This window comes from Flavobacterium sp., assembly GCF_027531905.1.
In the GTDB taxonomy this organism is placed as follows: Bacteria; Bacteroidota; Bacteroidia; order Flavobacteriales; family Flavobacteriaceae; genus Flavobacterium.
In genome coordinates, this window is record NZ_JAPZSU010000007.1 from 38298 (window position 1) to 63399 (window position 25102).

At 34.4% G+C, this 25102-nt stretch carries 21 protein-coding genes and 1 pseudogene; 14 read left to right on the plus strand and 8 right to left on the minus strand.

The genetic code is table 11. The features are described 5' to 3' along the window. Both O9307_RS02090 and O9307_RS02095 read left to right on the plus strand, forming a co-directional pair. Complete coding sequence (locus O9307_RS02090; protein WP_298294845.1) at nt 1-345, plus strand: heavy-metal-associated domain-containing protein; 345 nt, start codon at nt 1-3, stop codon at nt 343-345. A 138-nt stretch (nt 346-483) separates the two neighbouring features. Beyond that, nucleotides 484-1155 carry a VTT domain-containing protein gene (locus O9307_RS02095; RefSeq protein WP_298294847.1) on the plus strand — a complete coding sequence of 224 codons (672 nt, stop codon included), beginning with the start codon at nt 484-486 and terminating at the stop codon, nt 1153-1155. A gap of 115 nt (nt 1156-1270) precedes the next feature. On the opposite strand, the gene groL is transcribed toward O9307_RS02095, so the two are convergent. The 7 genes from groL to miaB form a co-directional block, all read right to left on the minus strand. Then, the gene (groL, locus tag O9307_RS02100) at nt 1271-2902 is read right to left on the minus strand and encodes a chaperonin GroEL (protein ID WP_298294849.1); all 1632 of its coding nucleotides are present in this window, start codon (nt 2900-2902) and stop codon (nt 1271-1273) included. A gap of 121 nt (nt 2903-3023) precedes the next feature. Beyond that, complete coding sequence (locus O9307_RS02105) at nt 3024-3299, minus strand: co-chaperone GroES (protein WP_298294851.1); 276 nt, start codon at nt 3297-3299, stop codon at nt 3024-3026. A gap of 140 nt (nt 3300-3439) precedes the next feature. After that, a complete protein-coding gene (gene secG / locus O9307_RS02110; protein WP_159690734.1) occupies nt 3440-3778 on the minus strand; it encodes a preprotein translocase subunit SecG in 339 nt (112 codons plus the stop codon). A 3-nt stretch (nt 3779-3781) separates the two neighbouring features. After that, the gene (locus tag O9307_RS02115; RefSeq protein ID WP_298294855.1) at nt 3782-4633 is read right to left on the minus strand and encodes a tetratricopeptide repeat protein; all 852 of its coding nucleotides are present in this window, start codon (nt 4631-4633) and stop codon (nt 3782-3784) included. Nucleotides 4634-4660: 27 nt separating this feature from the next. Beyond that, the gene (locus O9307_RS02120) at nt 4661-5164 is read right to left on the minus strand and encodes an LptE family protein (RefSeq protein WP_298294857.1); all 504 of its coding nucleotides are present in this window, start codon (nt 5162-5164) and stop codon (nt 4661-4663) included. Nucleotides 5165-5233: 69 nt separating this feature from the next. Beyond that, nucleotides 5234-6487, minus strand: a complete 1254-nt coding sequence (locus O9307_RS02125; protein WP_298294859.1) for a sigma-54 dependent transcriptional regulator — start codon at nt 6485-6487, stop codon at nt 5234-5236. A gap of 88 nt (nt 6488-6575) precedes the next feature. Further along, nucleotides 6576-8021, minus strand: a complete 1446-nt coding sequence (gene miaB / locus O9307_RS02130; RefSeq protein ID WP_298294861.1) for a tRNA (N6-isopentenyl adenosine(37)-C2)-methylthiotransferase MiaB — start codon at nt 8019-8021, stop codon at nt 6576-6578. A 306-nt stretch (nt 8022-8327) separates the two neighbouring features. Here miaB and topA point away from each other — a divergent pair, with 306 nt between their 5' ends. From topA to O9307_RS02165, 7 genes are all read left to right on the plus strand, one after another. Next, nucleotides 8328-10847: a type I DNA topoisomerase gene (topA, locus tag O9307_RS02135; protein WP_298294863.1), complete on the plus strand. Its 2520-nt coding sequence runs from the start codon at nt 8328-8330 to the stop codon at nt 10845-10847. 3 nt (nt 10848-10850) lie between these two features. Then, entirely contained in the window at nt 10851-12002 is a 1152-nt protein-coding gene (locus tag O9307_RS02140; protein ID WP_298294865.1) for a formimidoylglutamase, read from the plus strand. Between the two features lie 108 nt (nt 12003-12110). Next, complete coding sequence (gene gldK, locus O9307_RS02145; RefSeq protein WP_298294867.1) at nt 12111-13490, plus strand: gliding motility lipoprotein GldK; 1380 nt, start codon at nt 12111-12113, stop codon at nt 13488-13490. A 48-nt stretch (nt 13491-13538) separates the two neighbouring features. After that, a complete protein-coding gene (gene gldL, locus O9307_RS02150; RefSeq protein WP_298294869.1) occupies nt 13539-14183 on the plus strand; it encodes a gliding motility protein GldL in 645 nt (214 codons plus the stop codon). A 49-nt stretch (nt 14184-14232) separates the two neighbouring features. Next, nucleotides 14233-15771 (plus strand): gliding motility protein GldM, encoded by a 1539-nt coding sequence (gldM, locus tag O9307_RS02155; protein WP_298294871.1) that lies wholly within the window; start codon nt 14233-14235, stop codon nt 15769-15771. A gap of 47 nt (nt 15772-15818) precedes the next feature. Beyond that, a complete protein-coding gene (gene gldN / locus O9307_RS02160; RefSeq protein ID WP_298294883.1) occupies nt 15819-16808 on the plus strand; it encodes a gliding motility protein GldN in 990 nt (329 codons plus the stop codon). A gap of 81 nt (nt 16809-16889) precedes the next feature. Then, complete coding sequence (locus tag O9307_RS02165) at nt 16890-17942, plus strand: FAD-dependent oxidoreductase (protein ID WP_298294873.1); 1053 nt, start codon at nt 16890-16892, stop codon at nt 17940-17942. 1 nt (nt 17943) lies between these two features. Here the strand turns inward: O9307_RS02165 and O9307_RS02170 are convergent, their stop codons facing one another. Then, nucleotides 17944-18327, minus strand: coding sequence for a DUF983 domain-containing protein (locus O9307_RS02170; protein WP_298294875.1), 384 nt, complete (start codon nt 18325-18327; stop codon nt 17944-17946). Nucleotides 18328-18392: 65 nt separating this feature from the next. Between O9307_RS02170 and O9307_RS02175 the strand changes: the two genes are divergently transcribed. From O9307_RS02175 to O9307_RS02195, 5 genes and pseudogenes are all read left to right on the plus strand, one after another. Further along, on the plus strand, nt 18393-20306 hold the full coding sequence (locus O9307_RS02175) for an ABC-F family ATP-binding cassette domain-containing protein (protein ID WP_298294876.1): 1914 nt from the start codon (nt 18393-18395) through the stop codon (nt 20304-20306). A gap of 937 nt (nt 20307-21243) precedes the next feature. Then, a complete protein-coding gene (locus O9307_RS02180) occupies nt 21244-21417 on the plus strand; it encodes a type IX secretion system membrane protein PorP/SprF (protein WP_366099879.1) in 174 nt (57 codons plus the stop codon). A 166-nt stretch (nt 21418-21583) separates the two neighbouring features. Continuing rightward, on the plus strand, nt 21584-22339 hold the full coding sequence (locus tag O9307_RS02185; RefSeq protein WP_298294878.1) for a hypothetical protein: 756 nt from the start codon (nt 21584-21586) through the stop codon (nt 22337-22339). A gap of 7 nt (nt 22340-22346) precedes the next feature. Then, nucleotides 22347-22778: pseudogene (locus O9307_RS02190) on the plus strand (OmpA family protein); the annotation flags it as partial. A 941-nt stretch (nt 22779-23719) separates the two neighbouring features. After that, the coding region (locus O9307_RS02195) for a hypothetical protein (protein ID WP_298294879.1) at nt 23720-25102 on the plus strand (1383 nt) is incomplete at its 3' end.

Below are 25102 nucleotides of genomic sequence, written 5' to 3' on the forward strand. Positions count from 1 at the left end.
ATGAAAAAAATAGTTTTAGTTGTATTAGTTGCTTTAGTAGGTTTTGTTGCTCAAGCACAAGAAAAAAAGAACAAAAATGCTAAATATGTAACCGAGGTAAACGGGAATTGCGGTTTGTGTCAAAAACGTATTCAAAAAGCAGCTCTTTCGGTAGAAGGAGTGAAGTCAGCAACTTGGGATGTTCCTTCGCATCAATTATCTTTAATTCTCAATGAAGAAAAGTGTTCCCTTCTTGATGTTAAAAAGGCAATTGCAAAAGTGGGTCATGATACGGATGAGGTAAAAGCAACCAAAGAAGATTATGATAATTTGCATTCGTGTTGTTTGTATGAAAGGAAAGAATAGTTTTTTAGAACACCCAAGACTCTTGTTTTGGGTGTTTTTTTAAACCGTTAATAAAACTTTAAAATAAGGGTTTATTTTGTGCCTTTGTTAAAAAATCCCTAATTTCACCCCTTTATAAATCCAAATTAAAACCCGAATATGAATAATTTTGAATGGACCCAATTGTTAAATCCTGAGTTTTATATCACATTAAGTATTGGTGGCGTTCAAATTGGGTTGTATGTAGTTTTGTTTATTGTTTTTGCTGAAACAGGACTTTTCGCAGGTTTTTTTCTTCCAGGTGATAGTTTACTTTTTCTTTCGGGAATTTATAGTCGTGATTTAGTCGAAAATTTATTTGTTGTTGAAAGCGATTTTATCAATGTAACTTTTTTGTCTATTATGGTCGCTATTGCTGGTGTATTAGGAAATACGGTAGGGTATTGGTTTGGCGCGAAAAGCGGCTATTACTTATTTAAAAAAGAAGATACGTTTTGGTTCAAGAAAAAGTATTTGTTGCAATCGAAAGATTTCTTTGAAAAGTATGGAGGAAAAGCCATTATCTATGCTAGATTTTTACCTATTTTCAGAACGTTTGCGCCCATAGTTGCAGGAATTGTATCGATGGATAAGAAGAAGTTTATGTTCTTTAATATACTAAGCTCTTTTTTGTGGGCATTTTTGTTAATTTTCGCGGGACATTATTTGTATGGCATTTTTCTGGAATATGGTATCGACTTGAAAAAACACATTGAATATATTGTGATTGGAATCATTTTAGTATCAACTATTCCGGTTTTTATGAAGATGTTAAAAAAGCGACCAGAATAATTAGTGAACAGTGATTAGTCCTTAGTTAATAGAAACAAAAAATCCGAAGCTTTTAAACTTCGGATTTTTTTTATTTTTAACTTCTTACTTCGTATATCGTACCTCGTACTTGAAATTACATCATTCCTGGCATACCACCACCCATTGGCATTCCGCCTCCGGCATTTTCTTCTTTAATATCGATCAAAGCACATTCTGTAGTTAGGATCATTCCTGAAACAGAAGCTGCATTTTCTAAAGCTACACGAGTTACTTTTTTAGGATCGATAATCCCTGCTTTTAGCATATCAGTATATTCATCTGTTTTGGCATTGTAACCAAAATCTCCAGTACCTTCGGCAACTTTTGCTACTACAACAGAACCTTCTAGTCCAGCGTTTTCTACAATAGTTCTCAAAGGAGCTTCTACCGCACGAGAAACGATTTGGATACCAGTAGCTTCATCAGGGTTGTCCGCTTTAAGCGTGCTTAACACATTTTTAGCTCGCAATAAAGCAACACCACCACCAGCAACAATACCTTCTTCTACAGCGGCACGAGTAGCGTGCAAAGCATCGTCAACTCTGTCTTTTTTCTCTTTCATTTCTACTTCAGAAGCAGCACCTACATAAAGAACAGCAACACCGCCAGCTAGTTTAGCCAAACGCTCTTGTAATTTTTCTTTATCGTAATCAGAAGTCGTAGTTTCCATTTGACCTTTGATTTGGTTCACACGGTTTTTGATCAATTCCGTATCTCCAGCACCGTTTACAATAGTAGTATTGTCTTTGTCGATCGTTACTCTGTTGGCAGTTCCTAACATATCGATAGTAGTATTTTCTAGAGTATAGCCTCTTTCTTCAGAGATTACAGTTCCTCCTGTTAAGATTGCGATGTCTTCTAACATTGCTTTTCTTCTATCTCCAAAGCCAGGTGCTTTTACAGCAGCAATTTTCAAGGCACCACGTAATTTGTTTACTACCAATGTTGATAAAGCTTCGCCATCTACATCTTCTGCAATAATTAATAATGGTTTTCCTGATTGTGCTACCGGTTCTAAAACTGGCAATAATTCTTTTAATGAAGAAACTTTTTTATCGTATAAAAGGATGAATGGATTCTCTAATTCAGCTTCCATTTTCTCTGGATTCGTTACGAAGTAAGGAGATAAATAGCCTCTATCGAATTGCATTCCTTCTACTACATCAACAAAGGTTTCAGTTCCTTTGGCTTCTTCAACAGTGATTACACCTTCTTTTCCAACTTTTGCGAAAGCAGTAGCGATTAATTCACCAATAACTTCGTCATTGTTGGCAGAAATAGAAGCAATTTGTTTGATTTTTTCAGAATCACTTCCTACTACTTTAGCTTGTTTGGCTAAGTCGGCAACAATAGCTTCAACAGCTTTGTCGATTCCTCTTTTTAAATCCATTGGATTGGCTCCAGCGGCTACGTTTTTTAAACCTTCTTTTACGATGGCTTGCGCTAAAACAGTTGCAGTTGTAGTACCATCACCCGCTAAGTCGTTGGTTTTTGAAGCTACTTCTTTTACCATTTGAGCTCCCATATTTTCTAATGGGTCTTTCAATTCGATTTCTTTAGCTACCGTTACACCATCTTTCGTTACATTTGGTCCTCCAAAAGCTTTTCCAATAATAACATTTCGTCCTTTTGGTCCAAGTGTTACTTTTACTGCATTAGCTAATGCGTCTACCCCACGTTTTAAACCGTCACGTGCTTCAATATCAAATTTAATATCTTTTGCCATTTTTTTAAATTTTTCCCCACCCCAGCCCTCCCCAAAAGGGAGGGAGTCGAGATGGGTGTGTGTTAGTGAATTTTTTTATTTATTCTAATCTCCTCCCCTTTGGGGAGGTCGGGAGGGGATTTTAGATTATTGCAAGAATGTCATCCTCGCGCATAATCAAATAATCGGTTCCTTCTAATTTTAATTCTGTACCCGCATATTTACCATAAAGTACGGTATCACCTATTTTTACTGTCATTGCGTGGTCTTTGGTTCCGTTACCAACAGCAATTACAGTTCCTTTTTGAGGTTTTTCTTTTGCGGTATCAGGAATAAAAATCCCTGAAGCTGTTTTTGTTTCAGCGGCAACAGGTTCGATAAGAACTCTATCCGATAGGGGTTTAATGTTTAATGCCATGGTTTTTATTTTTTATTTTGAATTAATTTTTAATCGATTCTTGAATTTCAGAAATTGTGCCAACCCTTATAAACTGACAATTTTTCCTAAAAAAAATGCCAGCTTTGACAGGCTGGCATTTTATAATGTATAGGTTTCTATTATTTTGTAGCAGGTGCAGCAGGTGTTGCAGGTGCATTTTGTACTGGAGCTGTTTGTGGAGCAGCAGTTTCAGTTTTTTCGATGATTTTAGAATCTGTATCACTCATAGATCCTGAAAAGCTTAAGCTAGAAAGCAAAATTAAAGCAATCAAGATAGTAGCTAATGTCCAAGTACTTTTGTCTAAAAAGTCAGTCGTTTTTTGAACACCACCCAACATTTGTGATCCTCCTATTGATGATGATAATCCGCCACCTTTAGGGTTTTGAACCATAATTACTACGATTAGTAAAAAACAAACTATAGTTATTAAAACTAAAAAAATTGAAAATGTGCTCATTGTTTAATTATTGTTATTTTGTAAATTCCTTATTTCTGATATATGGTCTGCAAAGAAACTACTTTTTTCTGGATATTTCAAAATTAATATTTCATAAGCTTGTATCGCTTTTTGATATTTTTTTTGTTCCAAGTAAACTCTCGCCAAAGTTTCGGTCATTAAGTGGGTATTGTCTGAAGAATTGAGTTCAAATTGCGGAGCTGGAGCAGAACCGGGTTTAATTGGTGCAATTTTAGGATTGGTTTCTATGAACTTATCAATCAATGCTGCTTTTTTCTTTCTTTCTTCTTCCATACTATCTTCGAAGGTTTTTGAATTGCTCTCTATGCTTCGGTCGATAGGCTGTGTTCTCGATAATTGTAACCATTCCTGAAAGGAGTGCTTTTCATTTGGAGTGAAGTCAATGGGTTTGCCGAGTTCAATAACCGATTCCGATTCGTTATCGGAAATAGTATCGTTATTATTAGTCGCTTCTTTTATAGACGTGAGTATAGATAATTCTAGTGCTTTTTGTTGTTGTTCCAAAATAGTTTTTGGATGTACGATTTCACTATCTACCACTTCCATATTCATCAGTTCGAGATTTTTTTTGTCGTACAAATCATTTTGTATGGTGTCAAAATGTTCTGAGGTAATAAAATCAAATAGTATCGAACGGTCTGTAGTATGGGCCGCTGTCACTTTTAATGCATAATTGTATTTGAAGCTATTTTGGTTGAAAAGACCTTTTAAACGCAAGGCTCTTGCACTTTGAAAGTAGGGAAATTCATTTAGAATATTTCCAAGTGCATCCGTATAGACACTATTAATAGTATCGGGTTTGTTTATCAAAAAGGTATAATCAGTAACGTTCATTTTATAATCAAGATAGGATTAATTAGATTACCACTTAGCAAGTGATTCATTAAAAATGTCTTGCGAAATTCTATCAAAAATTTCTTTTAGACCAGCAGTCAATGTAGAACCTGTTAACTGTTGGTCAGCAGGATAATCATAGAAAAACTCAAATGGTTTTTCAAAGTTATCGGTTTCTTTGTTTTTATTAGTAAAACGAACATTAATTCTGATTTTTAAACGGTTTTGAGCCGCTTTTTGATCGGCGGTTGCGGTCATTGGACTGATTCGGTAATCGGTAATTTCTCCATCATATACTAGATCACCACCGTATTTTACTAGGTTTAGATTGGTTTGATTCTGAATTAATTCTTGTAATTGTAAGGTGAATTTTCGGTCGATACCAGGTTCAATCAACTCGGCATTGTTTTGAAAGAAATTGACCTGAAAGGTTTTAGCGTCTATTTTTCCTGATCCTGTGAAGTTGTATACACCACAGCTGTTCAGTAATAGAAGACTTACTACGGCAGATAAATAAAGTATTTTTTTCATATAATATAAAGTGAAAGGTTCACTGTTTTGTATTAGGTACTGTTGCTATTTTTGAATCACAATTACTTCTTACAAATCAAATTGTTTGATTTTTCGATACAAAGTGCGTTCTGAAATGCCTAATTCATCGGCGGCGGCTTTTCGCTTTCCTTTGTTTTTTTCTAATGATTTTTTAATCAGCTCGATTTCTTTTTGTTCTAGTTTCAGAATTTCTTCTTCTTCAATGGTTTCGGCAAAAAGATAGTTTTCTTCTGGTTCTTGATAATTGTTATCAATATTTTGAGTCGTAATTACAGCTGTTCTCGGTTCTTCTTCGAATTCAATTTCGCTGTCTGATTTTGAACCATAAATTTTTTGAATCAAATTTTGGTTGGTTTCTTGCACTTTAGAACTTCCGTTTTGCATTAGCTCTAACGTCAGTTTTTTTAAATCGTGCAAGTCACTTTTCATATCAAAAAGCACTTTGTATAAAATTTCTCTTTCGGTATTAAAATCACTATCGTTTTTCTTGTCTTTGATTACAGAAGGCAAGTTACTACTCTCCATTGGGAGATACGATTGCAAAGTAGCCGCATTAATATCGCGATTGGTTTCTAAAACAGAAATTTGCTCTGCAACGTTTCTTAGCTGTCTGATGTTTCCGCTCCAACGAAATTTTTGCAATATATGAACGGCGTTATCGTCTAGTTTTAATGGAGGCATTTTGTATTTATGCGCAAAATCGGCAGCAAATTTTCTAAACAATAAATGAATGTCGTCTTTACGGTCGCGAAGAGGAGGTAAAGTAATGTCTACCGTACTTAAACGATAGTATAAATCTTCTCTGAATTTTCCTTTTTCAATGGCATCAAAAAGATTAACATTGGTGGCAGCTACAATTCGAACGTTCGTTTTTTGTACTTGAGACGAACCAACTTTTAGGAATTCACCATTTTCAAGAATACGCAGTAAACGAACTTGCGTAGTAAGAGGAAGTTCTCCCACTTCGTCTAGAAATATGGTTCCGCCATCGGCAACTTCAAAATAGCCTTCACGCGTATTCGTTGCTCCAGTAAAAGCGCCTTTCTCGTGACCAAAAAGTTCGCTATCAATAGTTCCTTCAGGGATGGCACCACAGTTTACGGCAATGTATTTGCCGTGTTTTCTATGAGAAAGAGAATGAATTATTCTAGGTATGTTTTCTTTCCCCACACCACTTTCACCAGAGACCAGAACCGAAATATCTGTTGGAGCCACTTGAATGGCTTTTTCGATGGCGCGATTGAGTTTTGGGTCATTCCCAATAATTTCAAATCGTTGTTTTATTGCTTGAACTGTTTCCATATTGTTTCGTTTAAAGGTTTAAGTGTTTAATGGTTTCAAGTTGTTTTTTGGAACGACTTTAAGCCATTTTAAACTATTAAACTTTTTCTTAATTCATCTCGCTAAGCCCAATTGCTTTACCAATAAGTGTAGCGCCAGTTGTTCGTTCTACTAGTACATTAACAAAATCACCTATTTTATAGTTTTCTTTTGGAAAAACAACAGTGATGCTTTGTGAATTTCTTCCAGAGAATTCGTTTGGCGACTTTTTGGATACTTTTTCAACTAAAACTACTACGGTTTGACCGATGTATTGTTCTGTTCTGTATCGAGCGTGGGCTTGTTGTAAATCTACAATTTCTTGTAATCTTCTTGCTTTTGTTTCTTCCGGAACATCATCTTCCATTTTTCTTCCTGCTAAAGTTCCTGGACGTTCAGAGTAACTGTACATGTACCCAAAGCTATATTTAACATAGTCCATCAGCTTCAATGTATCTTGATGGTCTTGCTCGGTTTCGGTTGGGAATCCCGCAATCATGTCCTGAGAGATAGCGCAATTTGGGATAATTGTATTGATTTTGTCAATAAGTGCCATATATTCTTCTCGAGTATGCAAACGATTCATTTCTTTTAGAATTCGGTTGCTTCCAGATTGAACAGGTAAATGGATATGTTTACAAATATTAGGATATTTTGCAATAACATGCAAAATGCTTTCGTGCATGTCTTGCGGATTGGAAGTCGAAAAACGAATTCTCATTTTTGGAAAACCTACAGCCACCATTTCGAGTAATTGGTCAAAATCTACAGCTGTGGCTTTTTGCATTTCAGAAGCATTGACGAAATCCTTTTTCAATCCGCCACCATACCATAAATAACTGTCTACGTTTTGTCCTAAAAGAGTAACTTCTTTATATCCGTTGTTTTGTAATTCTTGAATCTCATTCATTATACTTTGAGGTTCACGACTTCTTTCTCTACCTCGGGTAAATGGAACAACACAAAACGTGCACATATTGTCACAACCACGTGTTATAGAAACTAAAGCAGTAACTCCATTACTCATTAATCGAACTGGAGCAATGTCACCATAAGTTTCTTCTTTGGATAGAATTACATTAATAGCGTCGCGACCTTCTTCAACTTCATTTAGTAAGTTGGGTAAGTCTTTGTATGCATCTGGTCCAACAACCAAGTCTACAATTTTTTCTTCTTCTAAAAATTGACTTTTTAAACGTTCCGCCATACATCCTAAAACGCCAACTTTCATTTTTGGATTAATTCGTTTTACAGCATTGTATTTTTCTAGTCGCTTTCTAATCGTTTGTTCGGCTTTGTCTCTAATCGAACAAGTATTCACTAAAACTAAATCAGCCTCTTCTAGTTTTTGAGTGGTGTTGTATCCGTTAGTCGATAATATCGATGCGACAACCTCACTGTCTGAAAAATTCATAGCACAACCGTAACTTTCTATAAAAAGTTTTTTGGTGTTTTCGGGCTTATTTTCTAAAACAAGACTTTCGCCTTGTTTGCTTTCTTCAATAATCTTTTCCATGGGAATGTTAAAAGCGCAAATATAAGTGAAAATTAGCAAATATGACAAGATGTCAGATTAAGAATTAACATTGTTTTTAGAGTTTTTCTCAAGAAGAATAACTGGAGATATTGTATTTGATTTTGTGATGACCGACAGCCTTTTTTCAAAACAAAAAGGAGTGTTTTTTACTAATTGATAGTTCTAAAACAGGTGCATTTGAAAGTTTAAAGAATATGTAATTCAACTATAAAATGTACTTTTAAAGTGTAATAATCTTAAAATTTAAAAAAATCATATACTTTTGCCGACATAAACAAACGGTATATGGCAAAGAATTTAGTAATAGTGGAGTCACCTGCAAAGGCCAAAACAATCGAAAAATTTCTAGGAAGTGAGTTTCAAGTAGAGTCAAGTTATGGGCATATTGCCGATTTGCCTTCCAAAGAAATAGGGGTAGATGTTGAAAATGGATTTAAACCCAAGTATGAAGTTTCTTCGGATAAAAAGGCTTTGGTGAGTAAACTAAGAACACTTTCTAAGAATGCAGAAATGGTTTGGTTAGCAAGCGATGAGGACCGTGAGGGAGAAGCTATTTCTTGGCATTTAGCAGAAGAATTAAAATTAGATGCTAAAAAAACCAAACGTATTGTTTTTCATGAAATTACTAAGAATGCAATATTAAAAGCCATTGATAATCCTCGTGAGATTGACTATAATTTAGTTAATGCTCAGCAGGCTCGTCGTGTTTTGGACCGATTAGTAGGATATGAGTTGTCTCCAGTTCTTTGGAGAAAAATCAAAGGAGGACTTTCTGCAGGTCGTGTACAATCTGTTTCGGTTCGTTTGATTGTGGAACGCGAAAGAGAAATTCAAAATTTTACGCCAACAGCTAGTTATTCTGTTGTTGCCGAGTTTACCAACGAAGCAGGAAAAACGGTAAAAGCGAAATTGCCTAAAAATTTTGCTACCAAACAAGAAGCACAAGATTTTTTAAATAAAAATGCCAACTCCTTATATAAGGTTTCAGATTTAGAAACGAAACCGACGAAAAAATCACCTACTGCACCTTTTACAACTTCAACCTTACAACAAGAAGCGGCTCGTAAATTGTATTTACCAGTTGGAATCACCATGCAGTTAGCACAACGTTTGTATGAGGCGGGATTGATTACTTATATGAGAACGGACAGTGTGAATTTGTCTAAAGAAGCGATGGATGCGGCTCAAGCCGAAATCATAAAGTCTTACGGAAAAGAATTTTCTAAGCCACGAACTTTTGCTAACAAAAGCAAAGGAGCACAAGAAGCGCACGAGGCGATTCGTCCAACTGATATGTCTTTGCATACTGTAAATGTGGATAGAGATCAAGCGCGTTTGTATGATTTGATTTGGAAAAGAACTTTGGCTTCTCAAATGAGTGATGCAGAATTAGAGCGTACTAATGTTAAAATTGAAGCGAATAATCATAGTGAAGTTTTTGTGGCTTCTGGAGAAGTGTTGCTTTTTGAAGGTTTTCTAAAAGTATATTTGGAAGGACATGATGATGACGAGGAAGAACAAGAAGGAATGTTGCCTGCTTTGAAAGTAAACGAGCCATTAGCCAACACATTTATTACTGCAACGGAGCGTTATTCTCGACCTGCTGCAAGGTATACAGAGGCTTCTTTGGTAAAAAAGTTAGAAGAACTTGGAATTGGTCGTCCTTCTACTTACGCACCAACTATTTCTACTATCATTAATAGAAATTATGTTGAAAAAGGAACACTAGAAGGGCAGGAGCGTAATTATACTCAGCTTACCCTTCAAGCTGGAAAAATAGCCGAAAAAGTATTAAAAGAAAATACAGGTTCTGACAAAGGAAAATTAGTACCTACAGACATTGGAACCATAGTAACCGATTTCTTGGTGAAAAATTTTGGTTCTATATTAGATTACAATTTTACTGCAAAAGTGGAGCAAGATTTCGATGAGATTGCAGAAGGCAACATCGAATGGGCTAAAATGATGCAAGAGTTCTACGATAAATTCCACCCTAATGTAAAAGATGTTGAAGCAAATGCTGATAGAGAAAGTGGAGAGCGTATTTTAGGAACAGATCCAGCTTCTGGAAAACCTGTTTCAGTTCGTTTGGGTAAGTTTGGTCCAATGGCTCAAATTGGAGATGCTGAAGATGAAGATAAAAAATTTGCCAGTCTGCGTAACGAACAAAATATCGGAAACATTACTTTAGAAGAAGCGCTGAATTTATTTTTATTACCAAAAAATTTAGGTACCTATAAAGGAGAAGAAGTCGAAGTAAGCAACGGACGCTTTGGGCCTTATGTACGTCACGGAGCTGTCTTTATTTCTTTGCCAAGAGGCGAAGATCCATTGGATGTTTCGTTAGAACGCGCTCAAGAATTAATTGATGAAAAAGCATTGGCCGATGCGCCTATTGCTGTTTATAAAGGTGAAAGTGTTCAAAAAGGTACCGGAAGATTTGGACCTTTTATCAAATGGAATGGTATTTTTATCAATGTTTCCAAGAAGTTTGATTTTGATAATTTGTCTCAAGCGGATATTGAGTTTTTGATTGAGGATAAATTACAGAAGAATATTGATAAAGTCATTCACAATTGGGAAGACGAAGGAATTTTAGTTGAAAAAGCGCGTTGGGGACGTTCGGTTATTACTAAAGGTAAGATAAAAATCGAATTAAGTAAAGATGTTGATGCGTCTAAACTGACTTTAGCTGAAGTTCAGGAAATGATTGCAAAGAAAACACCAGCAAAAAAAGCTCCTGCAAAAAAGGCAGCAGCAAAAAAATCTACACCTGCTAAAAAAGCAGTAGCTAAAAAAAAGTAAGCAATGGAGTTTGATTTTCTAGTACCAATTGATAGTGAAATCGTAGCTTTCAAAAACGATTTATCCACTCATCATGTAGGCGGTGTAATGGCATTGCATACCGAAGATGGTTTTCCTGATTTAAGTGAAATTAAAATTGCAATAATTGGTGTGCTTGATAATAGAGGCGAAGATCATGTGCAGTCCATGGTAGATTTAACGCCAGTTCGTAAATCGTTTTACGGGTTGTTTATGGGGAATTGGAAAATGGGGATTGCAGATTTGGGAGATATTTTACCAGGCAATTCGGCAATGGATACTTATTTTGCAGTAAAAAAAGTAGTCGCTAGTTTAATAAAAAAAGGAATTGTTCCAATTGTTATTGGTGGTTCTCAAGACTTGACTTATGCACTTTATAGAGCTTATGATGAGTTGGAACAAATGGTTAATTTGGTCGCAATAGATAATAAGTTTGATTTTGGTAAAGAAACAGATCGCTTATCAAGCACTTCGTATTTGACAAAAATGGTTATTGATTCTCCAAATAACTTATTCAATTATTGCAACATTGGTTATCAAACCTACTATAACTCGCAAGAAGAGATAGATATTATAGAGAAATTATATTTTGACGCCTATAGATTAGGAGAAATATCTAATAATATTGCACTCGCAGAGCCCGTTTTTAGGGATGCTGATGTCGTAAGTTTGGATTTAACGGCTGTAAAGTCTTCGGATTCCGGAAATTTTAATATTTTCGCGCCGAATGGGTTTAATGGAAAAGAGATATGTTCTTTGGCTCGCTATGCAGGAATAAGCGATAAGGTGTCATTGTTTGGTATTTTTAATCATGCAAATAGTGCTCAAGAGGCGGTTCTTATTGCGCAAATTGTGTGGTACTTTATGGAAGGATATCAGTTTCGATCTGGGGAGTATCCCTTCGGAACTAAAGACAATTACCTTAAATATATAGTGCCATTGGAAGAAGAAGAATTGGTTTTTTATAAAAGCAATAAAACAGATCGCTGGTGGATCGAAATACCTTTTTTGACCAATGGAAGCAATAAATTAAAAAGAAATACGTTGTTACCTTGTTCTTATGAAGAATATTTAGCAGCTTGTAATCAAGAGCTACCTGAGAGATGGTGGAAAGCGCAGCGCAAAAACAGTGTTTAAAAGTAGTTTAAAAAAAAGAAGATTTGTTCGTTGTAAAAATTGTTTATTTAAAAAATAATAAATAGGTTTACACACTTTAAATAATGAATAGTTAACCCCCAAATTTATATGAAGAAAGTCATTGTGTTTACGGCATTTTTAACTCTGTTAATAAGCTGTGGAAAATCAAGCGATAAAGGAGAATTAGTAGGAGTTAAAGGAGGTAAGTGGCACCCAGAAAAACCTTATGGAATGACATTAGTTCCAGGTGGATCTTTTATCATGGGTAAATCAGAAGATGATATTGCTGCTATCGACGATGCTCCAACTAAAACAGTTACCGTACGTTCATTTTACATGGACGAAACCGAAATTACGAATAGTGAATACCGTCAATTTGTAGAATGGGTAAAAGATTCTACAATTAGAGTTCAATTAGCGATTCTTGCTGAAGCTAGTGGACAAAAAGGTACTGCAGGTAAAGGAAAAAATGCTGGAAGTATTGCTGACTTTGCCTTTAATGATGCTGATCCTGCTAAAATGACTGCTTACGACAAATACATGTATGACAACTATTATAGTGTGGGTACAGAAAATAGAAAATTGAATCGTAAAGTAAAATTAATAAAAGACACGAAGAAATATCCAGATGAGTACTACGCTGAGGTTATGGATTCAATGTATTTGCCAATTGACCAATCCTACAACGGTCTTAGAACAATTGATGTGAATAAATTGAAGTTCAAATACACTTGGATGGATATACAAGCAGCGGCTAAAGCTAAAGGTTCTAGAAAAGATTTTATTAGAACTGAAGAAATTAATGTATATCCTGACACTACGGTTTGGATTAAAGATTATGCCTATTCTTACAATGAACCAATGCATAATGACTATTTTTGGCATAAAGCTTATGGAGAATACCCTGTTGTTGGAGTTAAATGGACGCAAGCCAAAGCTTTTTGTGCTTGGAGAACTCAAAATAAAAACTCATATATCAAATCAAAACAAAAGGGACGTGATTTAGTAAACTCTTTCCGTTTGCCTACTGAAGCAGAATGGGAATATTCTGCAAGAGGTGGTCTCGAATCAGCAACTTACCCATGGGGAGGTCCTTACACTAAAAATGATAGAGGTTGTTTCTTGGCCAACTTTAAGCCAAGTCGTGGAGATTATGCCGCAGATAATGCCTTGTATACGGTTGAAGCAAAATCTTATGAACCTAATGGATACAATTTGTATAACATGGCAGGAAATGTTTCAGAGTGGACAAATGACGCATATGATCCAAACGGTTTCGAGTATGTTTCAACAATGAATCCAAACGTTTCCGATGCATCAAACAAACGTAAAGTAGTTCGTGGTGGATCTTGGAAAGATGTTGCTTACTTCTTACAAGTGAGTACACGTGATTTTGAATATGCTGATTCAGCTAGAAGCTTTATCGGATTCAGAACAGTTCAAGATTATATGGGAACTCAAGCAACAGGGAACAAAAGAAAAAAATAGTATTAAACCAAATCTAAATATTTTATATTAACCTAAAAACAAATTATTATGGCAATTTTAAGTAAAAAAGCAATGAATTTCGCTTACGGGATGGGAGCGGCAGTAGTTATTATTGGAGCGTTATTCAAAATTACTCACTTTGAATTAGGACCATTAACTGGAACTGTGATGTTATCAGTTGGTCTAGTTACCGAAGCATTAATTTTTGCTTTATCTGCTTTCGAACCAGTAGAAGACGAATTAGATTGGACCTTAGTTTATCCTGAATTAGCTAACGGTCAAGCTAAATCTAAAGTTAAAAACGAAGAAAAAGTTGATGCTCAAGGGATTTTATCTCAAAAATTGGATGCTATGTTGAAAGAAGCTAAAATCGACTCTGAATTGATGTCAAGCTTAGGTAATAGCATCAAAAATTTCGAAGGTGCTGCTAAAGCAATTTCTCCAACAGTTGATTCTATTGCGTCTACTAAAAAATACAGCGAAGAGCTTTCAATGGCCGCTGCTCAAATGGAATCATTAAATAGTTTATACAAAGTTCAATTAGAAAGCGCTTCAAGAAATGCTGAGGCTAACAAAGAAATCGCTGAAAATGCTGGTAAATTGAAAGAGCAAATGGCTTCTATGACTGCAAATATTGCTTCATTAAACAGTGTTTATGGTGGTATGCTTTCTGCAATGAACAACAAAGGATAATTAGTTTTAGACTAAAATTATTATTTATTAAACTAATTATTTAGAAAAAATGGCAGGAGGAAAATTAACCCCTAGACAGAAGATGATTAACCTAATGTATCTGGTTTTCATCGCAATGTTAGCAATGAATGTTGGAAAAGAAATCATTTCTGCATTTGGTATTTTTAATGAAAAATTTGAAAGTGCAAATGCTGCATCTACCCAAACTAATCAATCTTTATTGATGTCTTTGGATACAAAAGCGGCTGAGGCAAAAGGTGATTTCGTTGCTGCGGCTGCAACAGCTCATAAAGTAGAAAGTATTTCTAAAGAATTTGATGCATATATCGCTACTTTAAAAACGGATGTTCTTAAAGGATATACCGTAGATGCTGAAACCGGGAAATTACCGTATGAAGATATGGACAAGGGGGACAACATTGACAATTGGTTCATTGGAGAAGGCTATACTAAAAAAGGAAAAGAAATTGTAGCAAAAATTGAAAAGTACAAAGCAGATATGAAAGCTGCTTTAGGTACAGACAAGAAATATGCCTCTATTGTTCGTGAAGTAGAAAACAAATTTAGTTTAGAAGATGTTAAAGATTCGGAGGGAACTAAAATAAAATATTTGAATTATCATTTTAAAGGTTTTCCCGCTATTGCATCTTTAGCAAAATTATCTGCTTGGCAAAATGATGTTAAGAAAGCGGAATCAGATGTGTATAACTCTGCCTTAGGAAAAGCAGCTGTTGAAGCAGCATCTTACAGTAACTATCAAGCAATTGTAGTTTTAGAAAAGAATGCTTATTTTCAAGGTGAAAATGTAAAAGGTAAAGTAGTTTTAGGTCGTTATGACGAAAACACTAAACCAACTTCTTTTCAAGGTCCTGGGAGATTAGAGAATGGTCAAGCTGTTATTTCTCTTACAGCTGGTGGTGTTGGAGAACAAAATATCAATGGTCAATTTACTTTCTTAGAAGATGGCAAAACCATTCCTTTAAAATTTGAAGGTAAATATGTTGTAGTTCCAAGACCTAATTCTGCAACAATTTCTGCTGATAAAATGAATGTAGTGTACCGAGGAGTGGTAAATCCAATGTCTATTTCATTTGCAGGTATTTCTGATAAAGATGTTGTAGCTTCTGCGCCTGGTTTGACAAAAGTTGGTAACGGAAAATACAACATGAGCCCGGGTACAGGTACCGAAGTAGTTATTAATGTTACAGGTAAAATGTCTGATGGCAAAATTGCATCTGACAAGAAAGTTTATAGAATTAAAGGTATTCCTGGACCAGCTGGTACAATTAGAGGTGAAATGGGTGTGGTAAAAGGACCTAAATCAAACCTACAAGTAGCGACCATTGGAGCAAAATTAGTTGATTTTGATTTTCAAGTTGGATTAGACGTTGTTGGATTCAATTTTAAAATTGCTGGTCAGCCTACCGTTGTAGTTTCTGGGAACCGTTTGAATTCACAATGTATCACTGCTTTATCAAAAGCGGGTAGAGGAGATCAAGTAACGATTTCTGAAATAAAAACTAAATTAGTGGGAGCTGGTAGTTATTTATTACCAAGAACGGCACCAGTAATTTTCGAAATACAATAATAGTACGTTTGTAAAAAAACTACTCCAATATTTATAAGGACACCATGATGAATGTAAGATTTTTTTTAATAGCTATTGTCTCCGTATTAGGTAGTGCAGCTGGATATTCACAATCCAATCTTTTGAATGCCAAAAAACCTAGTGAAATTGGACTTAAAACTGCAGCTCAGCGTATTTCTGATAATGATAAACCATTGGCTTACGGCTATGTTCATGACAGAGATATCTTGATGGGTAAAACGACATGGGAAATTATTGATTTGAGTGAAAAAATCAATTTTCCTTTATACTTTCCTATTGATACAGCTAACATTGGTACAGACAGACGTTCTTTGTATGATGTGTTGACTAAAGCAATGAAAGCTGGAAAAATTACTGAGGTATATACTGATAGTTATTTTAATACAAAAAAATCACTGAAAGATATACAAGGTTCATTATCACGTATCGATACTACAGATGCTGGTCGTGAGTTGATTAATCAAGACCCAGACGCTTATAGAACTAGAGTGGTTAAGAAAAAAGTAGTGACAGGAACAGGAAAAAAGAAGAAAGTTACTTATGTGGACGAAACAGTGGGGCCAACCAAAACTATTCCGCTTGAGTTTGTATTAAAACAAGATCTAACGGCTCAGGATGTAAGTCAGTATAAAATTAAAGGCTTTTGGTATTTTGATAAACGTCAGAGTGAATTAAAGTATCGTTTACTTGGTATTTGTCCTGTAACGCCTGATGTTTACAGTATGAACAGTGAAGAAAAGGACTATATTGAATTGTTCTGGATATTTTTCCCAGCGGCAAGAGAAGTTTTGCATGAAGCTAAAGCTTTCAACGATAAAAATTCATCTATGCCTATTTCATTTGATCAGATTTTGAATTCAAGAAGATTCAATGCAGTGGTTTACAAAGAAGAAAATGTTTACGGAGATCGTACTATCGAAGAATACATGAAAGATAATTCTCAAAATCAACTTTTAGAGTCTGAAAGAATTAAAGAAAAAATTCGCAATTTTGAACAAGATATGTGGAATTACTAATTTAATTGGTTGCAATATCAATAAACTCTTACTCTTGGGTAAGAGTTTTTTTGTTTTTATTCTATTTATAAATTTTTTGACATGATTGACTATTTAATTGTTGGTGCAGGTTTAGCTGGAATTTCTTTTGCTGAATTGGCTTTGAAGAATGATAAAAAGATTATGGTCTTTGATAATGATTCTCAAAATTCTTCAAACATTGCAGGGGGGTTGTACAATCCTGTAATTCTTAAACGTTTTTCAGAAGTTTGGGATGCTGGCTCACAACTACAAGACATGGCAGAATTTTATGACGCATTAAAAGCTAAATTTTCTGTTACATTTGATAATAAATTACCAATTTATCGAAAGTTTTTTTCCATTGAAGAACAGAATAATTGGTTTTTAGCTTCTGATAAAAAAGCCCTTGCTCCCTTTTTATCTACGACCTTAAAATTTTCAAATTACAGCGGTATAGAAGCTCCGTATGGATATGGTGAAGTATTGCAAACGGGTTATGTAGATACTGCGCTCCTTTTACAGCATTACCGTGATTTTTTACGAAATTTAGGAATGTATTTTAATGACCAATTTCACTATTCTTCTTTGTCGCTAATACCTGATGGGATCGACTATATGGGTATTAAAGCAAAGCAACTAGTTTTTGCAGAAGGTTTTGGTTTGCATCAAAATCCCTACTTTAATTTTTTGCCTCTTGATGGTACCAAAGGTGAATTGTTTATCATAAAAGCACCCGAATTAAATATTGATGTTATTGTAAATACAAGTGTCTTTATTTTGCCATTGGGAGATGGTTTTTTCAAAGTAGGTGCTACCTATAATTGGAAAGATAAAACTGATTTACCCACAGAAGAGGGGCGTATGGAATTATTGGAACGTATTCATGAAATTATTAATTGTGATTTTGAAGTAACTCAACATTTTGCGGGAGTAAGACCCACGGTTCGAGACCGTAAGCCACTTGTTGGGACACATGATATCCATCCACAGCTTCATATTTTAAATGGACTTGGGACAAGAGGAGTAATGCTTGGCCCCGCAATGGCAAAGGCATTGTATAATCATATCGAATACAAAATACCTTTGGCACCTGAAATCAATTGGGTAAGATTTTTAAAGAAACTCAGAAAATAAGCTACTTTTTGTTGGTACTAGGGTCATAACTTACAAACATGTTAATGTAGATGTTTCTTGACCATCGCAAAACCCAAGGGAATAAAATGAGTAGGGCTGCAATAATTACAAAGAATGAATTTTTAATACTTGTTGAAAAGAAAACATAGGAAATGATAAAAGCAGCTACGCCCACAGCAACATTCAAAGCATAACTTACATACATTGAGCCGTAAAAAAATGAAGGCTCTATTTGATAGCGTAAGCCACAATGACTGCAAGTTTCATTCATTTTTAGTACTTTACTTAGATTAAGAGGGTTTTTATCCTCGTACATGCTTTCATTTTGGCATTTCGGACAACTTCCTGTTAAAATGCTATTTAGTTTGGATCCTTTTTTTAACATTTGCAAAAATTTTTTATCAAAGGTACAATTTTAGATTGCTACCAATGTAACCTTAGTCACAATCTATGCTTAATATACACAATTTATCGGTTTCTTTTGGTGGTTCTTATTTGTTTGAAGAAGTAACTTTTCGCTTGGGAGCAGGCGATCGAGTAGGGCTTGTAGGCAAGAATGGAGCGGGTAAATCTACAATGCTTAAAATTTTAGCGCGTGATTTTGCCCCAGATTCGGGGAGTATTGCACAAGAAAAAGAAATCAGAATGGGTTTTTTGCGACAAGATATTGATTTTGAAGCTGGAAGAACCGTTTTGGAAGAAGCTTACGAAGCTTTTACCGAAATAAAAATTGTCGAAAAAAAGCTGGAAGAAATTAATCATCAATTGGTGACTCGTACCGATTATGAAAGTGAGGAATACAGCCAAATTATTGAAGATTTATCTGATTATACCCATCGGTTTGAGTTGTTGGGAGGTTATAATTATGTAGGTGACACAGAGAAAATTTTGTTAGGTTTAGGGTTTAAACGTGAAGTATTTGATAACCAAACCGAGACTTTTTCTGGAGGTTGGAGAATGCGAATTGAATTAGCCAAATTGCTTTTGCAATCTAACGACATTCTTTTGCTAGATGAGCCTACAAACCACTTGGATATTGAAAGTATTATTTGGTTAGAAGGTTTTTTGAGAAATTTTCCTGGGGTTGTTGTTATTGTTTCGCATGATAAAATGTTTTTGGATAATGTAACCAATAGAACCATTGAAATTTCTTTAGGAAAAGCGTATGATTTCAATAAGCCTTATTCTCAATATCTTGAATTACGACATGAAATTAGAGAAAAGCAATTAGCCACTCAAAAAAATCAAGCCAAAAAGATTGAAGAAACCGAGAAGTTAATTGAAAAATTTCGGGCCAAAGCTTCCAAAGCATCGATGGCGCAGTCTTTAATTAAAAAGCTGGATAAAGTAGAACGAATTGAAGTAGATGAAGACGATAATTCGGTCATGAATATTTCTTTTCCAATTTCAAAAGAACCTGGCAAAGTTGTTATTGAAGCTGAAAATGTTACCAAATCGTATGGAGATAAAACCATTCTAAAGGACATCAGTCTTTTAGTTGAAAGAGGGAGTAAAATTGCTTTTGTAGGTCAAAATGGGCAAGGTAAATCCACTTTTATAAAGGCTTTGGTTAATGAATTCGAGTATGAAGGAACAATTAAGTTAGGGCATAATGTACAATTAGGCTATTTTGCTCAAAATCAAGCCGAATACTTAGATGGAGAAATTACCTTGTTGCAAACCATGGAAGATGCAGCCGCAGATACTAATAGAATGAAAGTGCGTGACATGTTAGGTTCTTTTTTGTTTCGAGGCGATGACGTGGAGAAAAAAGTAAAAGTACTTTCGGGAGGGGAAAGAAATAGACTGGCCTTGTGTAAATTGCTTTTACAGCCCATAAACGTACTATTGATGGATGAGCCTACGAATCACTTAGATATTAAATCTAAAAATGTTTTGAAAGCTGCTTTACAAAAATTTGGAGGAACGTTGTTATTGGTATCGCATGATCGTGATTTTCTTCAAGGCATGTCTAATATTGTTTATGAATTTAAAGATCAAAAAATTAAAGAATATTTAGGCGATATTAACTACTTTTTGGAGCAACGCAACCTTGAAAATATGCGTGAAGTAGAGAAAAAAGATATTCAAAAGCAAACCTTATCAAAAGAGAATACAAAGTCTAAATCTTCGTATGAAGATCAAAAAAAGCATAAAGCATTGCACAATAAATTGAGCAAAATCGAAAGTCAAATCAAGCAACTAGAAATCGATATTCAACATGATGATAAAATGCTGGCTTCTAATTATGATAAGCATGTTGAAGATGCGAAATTTTTTATTGCTTACAATAAAAAGAAAGAGGAATTAGATCAATTACTCATGGACTGGGAAATTGTTCAAGAGGAAATAGATAATTTATAATTACTGAAGTTATACTTTCATTTTACCGTTTTGCCACTAAGGACTTGCTGATATATTCAAAGGTCTTTGGTGGTTTTTTTTAAATTAGTTTTGGGATAAGACATCGTAGCTAAGCTAAATTATTCTATAAAAGCAACACCTCACGGGCTATTTTGAAAAAGGAAATAAGGTTTATCGAACATCTTTGAAAAATAGGGTTCGATAAGAAATTACTTTTGTATGTTAGAATAGGACAGTGCTATTTACTCGTTACGCAATTAAAGCTCAAACATTCACGATGAATTTAATCCACAAGTGATTCTATTTTTTGGAAAAAATTCCAAAAAATAGAATCACTTACGATTTTATGAGGGCTCTATTATTTCTTTTGATAAAAAAAATAACAAATAGTGCAAATCGCAATCGTATAGAATTAATAAGGTAGAGGTCTTATTTTAGTAGTACTTGCAAGGTTTTATATGTCTTTAGACCTTCACTTTTTTAACTACAAAATATAAACTTAGGAGAAACAATGCAATTATAGTTTTTGGCGGATGTAAATGGTTTCTTTTTTGACAATTTGAATGTAAAAGTTAATTAAATTAATTTTTTAAAGGAGATTTTATATAGTAAATGTGTAAGCAATTCAAATAGATTCAAAATATTTAAGAGACAAATACACGTCTTGTAAGTTTATTCATTTTGGGGAAAACTTTTTTTGAAGTAAGTGGTTATTGATCATGTTTCTAAAGTTTTTGTTGGATTATCCGAAGGACGAGTTACTATAAAAAAAGCAATGCTTTGCCAAGTGGTAGCTATTATTATGTGATTAAATGCAAAAAAAAACAATCATTGGGATTTGTGAATCAAAAAGCGGGATTCTAATCTCTCTCTAAATAAATTGCCTTATGGGAGAATGATTTAACCGTACAACAATCTGGCTTAAAAATGATATAGAATGAAAATAAAAATAAAAATAGTCACTTTCACTACCATGCTACAAGCGCTGGTGAGTTATGCTCAACAAGATGCACAATTCACACAGTACGTGTACAATACTACCAACATCAACTCTGCCGATGCAGGTAGTAGTGGCAACATGAGTATTTTTGCACTACATCGTACCCAATGAGTAGGTTTTCAAGTCACATAAAGTATGTAATTGGTTATGGATATCATTTAGAAACTATCAAATTAGACAATTACAATTCTGGATCGCATGAAGTTTTCTTGCGTTATGCAATCTTAAAAAACAATGCTAAATTTGTAAAGACTAGATGTTTTTAAACTTTAAACACATGATGAAATTTCAACCAAAAATGATTTTAAAAATCTTTCTTTTATTTCCAATGATTTTTTATAGTCAAAACAATCCAGAAAAGTTAATGGATTCCGACAAAGAAATTAAATCAATCTCCTATGAAGTTACAGAGACCATTCGCACTGCTTTTGGAAGTACTAAAGTAGTTTATATTGTTAGTAACAAGAATATGATCTATACCTATGATTTAGGAAAAAATAACACCAGAGAGGTCAAGGAAATAATAACGTATAGAAAAAAAAGAAATTATAAAGATTCGAATTTCAAAGCTAAAGTACCACAAGAAATTAATGATTCAAAAGAAGCAAAAGAATCACAAGAAATTGAAGAATCACAAGTAGCAAATGAATTACAAGACACAAAAGAATCACCAGAAGCAAAAGAATCGCAAGACGCAAAGGAAATAAAAGAGGAAAAAATTATAGAGATTCAAAAAAATGATCCTAACAAAAGTATCACCATCATCCCTTTAGAAACTTATGAAAGACTGGTGGAAAAAGGTACCCGTTCTTCAGAATTGTTTAGCCAACTTGCGGATGCCTATTTTTATAAAAATGAGTATACCAAAGCCTCTAAATATTATTCCGAATTCTTTACTATCGAAAAGAAAATAAAACCAGAATTTTATTTGAGATATGCAGTAACCTTGGATAAACTTGGTCAAAAGGAAAAATCTAAGGCATTATTAATGACTTATGAGGCTTTATTAAAAAATAATAAAACCAATAAGTAACAGATTTATTCCCTTAGATCATGAAAAAACTGCTAGCATTTGCAAAGTAACAGTAGACGATGATTTAGGCAAATGTTTTGGTATCAAAATGATTTATTTTGATTTGGATAAATCCAATATTCGCAAGGAAGCGGCTTTGGACTTGGCCAAAATCTTAGATGTTTTACAACAAAATCCAACCCTGAAAATCGACATTCGTTCCCATACCGATTGTAGACAAACGGTCAAATATAATCTGGCTTTATCCGAAAGAAGAGCACAATCGACTATCGCTTGGTTAGTTCCCAAAGGCACCGATAAATCAAGACTCACCAGAAAAGGCTACGGCGAATCGCAACTCAACAACGATTGCGGCTGAGAACCAACCAACCAATCCAATTGCACCGAAGAACAACAACAAATGAACCGAAGAAGTGAGTTTATTATTATTGCGCTTTAATAGTTGTTTCTAACCAAAAAAATGTCCTCTGAATTTATTCATGAGGGCATTTTTTTACAACAATCAATCAAAATCCATTAAGAAAAGAAATTGTAAAAGCTTTGTTAAGCGTTCTATACGAATGTTTTATAAGTTGAGAGACATTACTATTCGCTCGTTATCAAACTAAAGTAGGTACATTCTCGATAGATTTAAGCTGTAAGCGATTCTGTTTTTTGGAATTTTTTCCAAAAAATAGAATCACTTACGGTTTTATGAACGCTATATTTTTTCTTTTGATAAAAAAAATAACAAATAGTTGCAAATCACAACCGTATAGAATTGAATAAGATAGAGGTCTTGTTTTAGTAGTACTGGCAAGGTTTTATATGTCTTTAGACCTTCACTTTTTTTAACTGCAAAATATAAACTTAAGAGAATTAATCCAATTATAGTTTTTGGTCTATGTAAATGGTTTCTTTTTTGAGAATTATTTTCTAGAAGTAAACCAAATTATTTTTTAAAAAATGCTTTTAAGTTTTTTTAAAAGTTTGAACAATGGATTTAGATTCTAATTATGAAGAAAGGAATAATGGACTTGTTTGTTTATACCGTTTAATTGAATTTTTATTTTGAAAGCTTGGACTGACCAATTTGTTTAGAAGAGTATTGGTATTTAATCGAAAAAATTACACAGTTCATCGATTATATTCTTAAAATTTTGATCGCCAATGGTGTATGAATAAAAATCTATTAGCTTTGTAATTTTTTTTCATATTTTGTAATCATTAGATTACGTTAAAATACTTTATTGATTAGCCAAAATGGTGTTTTTTATTTAACTGAAGATGTAAGGAGAGGGGCTCTTTTGTCCGTAAAAGGAATTTATTATTGAATTGGATTTTTTATATGACTATATAACCACAAGCTATATTACTTACTAACTAAAATTACTATTACTAATGAAATATTTTAAAATCTATACAGTACTTGCTTTGCTATCTTCCTTTTGGGGGTTAGCGCAATGTAATACAGCAAATTTTACAGTTACACAAACAAATGGAACTTGTTTCTCAAATGGTTCTATTACGGTTAATGTACCGGCATCTACTAATTGTAGCGATTGGACAGCCGAAATAATTAAACTCCCAAGCGGAACTCCTATTCAACAATCTGTTCCCACGACAGGAGGTGCTGTTGTATTTAGTGCATTACAAGCGGGTAGTTATCAAGTTACATTGTCAAATCCGTTTACAACAGTTCCATATACAAGTAATCCAGTGGTACTTACTACTTCTTATGTTAATATGAATATTAGCACAAGCAGTACCGCTCCTACTTGTAGAAATAATGCGCCTGGATATACGCCTAATGGAACATTAACGATCAATGTTGCGAACGGTACAGGACTTGGTCCTTTCTTGTATTCGGTGACTAGCTCTACAGGTACACAGTCATTTACCTCAAGTAATAGAAGCTATACTTTTTCGAATATGCCAGGAGCTGAGCAAGTTAATATTTCTGTTACAGATTTAGCAAACAATGATTCGGGTTGTGCTGTGACGGTTAGTCAAAGCCCTACTACGGTTCAAAACCTTAGTAATCCAATGAGTTTTGATTTTAGACCATTTAACTACGAAAGAGATTGTTCTAGCCCTTCTACATCTTGTAATAATGTAAGATTATTTGTGAATCTATCTAATGTCAATGCAGCTTCTTTAGCGAACCTACAATTGGCAGGTAATGCAAAAATTACTATAGCGGGAGTAGATTATCCGTTAACTTATGTTTCAGGTTCGGCACGTTTTCGATATGACCCAGTTGCTGTCTCAGGCCCACCACTACAAAATGGAGATGTAATTACTACCACATTTAATGGGGGCTGTAATACGATTTCCAAAACAAGTACGGTTAGTATGGATAATAATTTTTTAACTGTAAATGCTACTACAGAAACAGTTTTTGCTAACTGTTCTGTACGTTATAGATTTAATATTTTAGGTGATAGAGACGTTTCTGGCGGCACTGGTTTTACCGATAGAGCAACCTATTTTTGCGGTACCAATTCATTAAAATTTGAATTAAGGAATCCCGACGGTGTTACTTATACTGATGTTACTTCTACAATAACAAACTCAGCAGGCGTTCCTCTGTCTGGTACCAATCCAATGGCAGCAAGTTTAGGAACAAGTATTCCTAGTGTCAACTCCACATGGTATTCTACTCAACCCGGCTTCTATAGAGTTACAGCAACAGATGATTGTCATACTCAAGTAAGAACTGTTAATGTGACCACAACAAATCCTTTTGGTTCGCCTGTTCAAGCGGTAGAAACTACTTCTGTC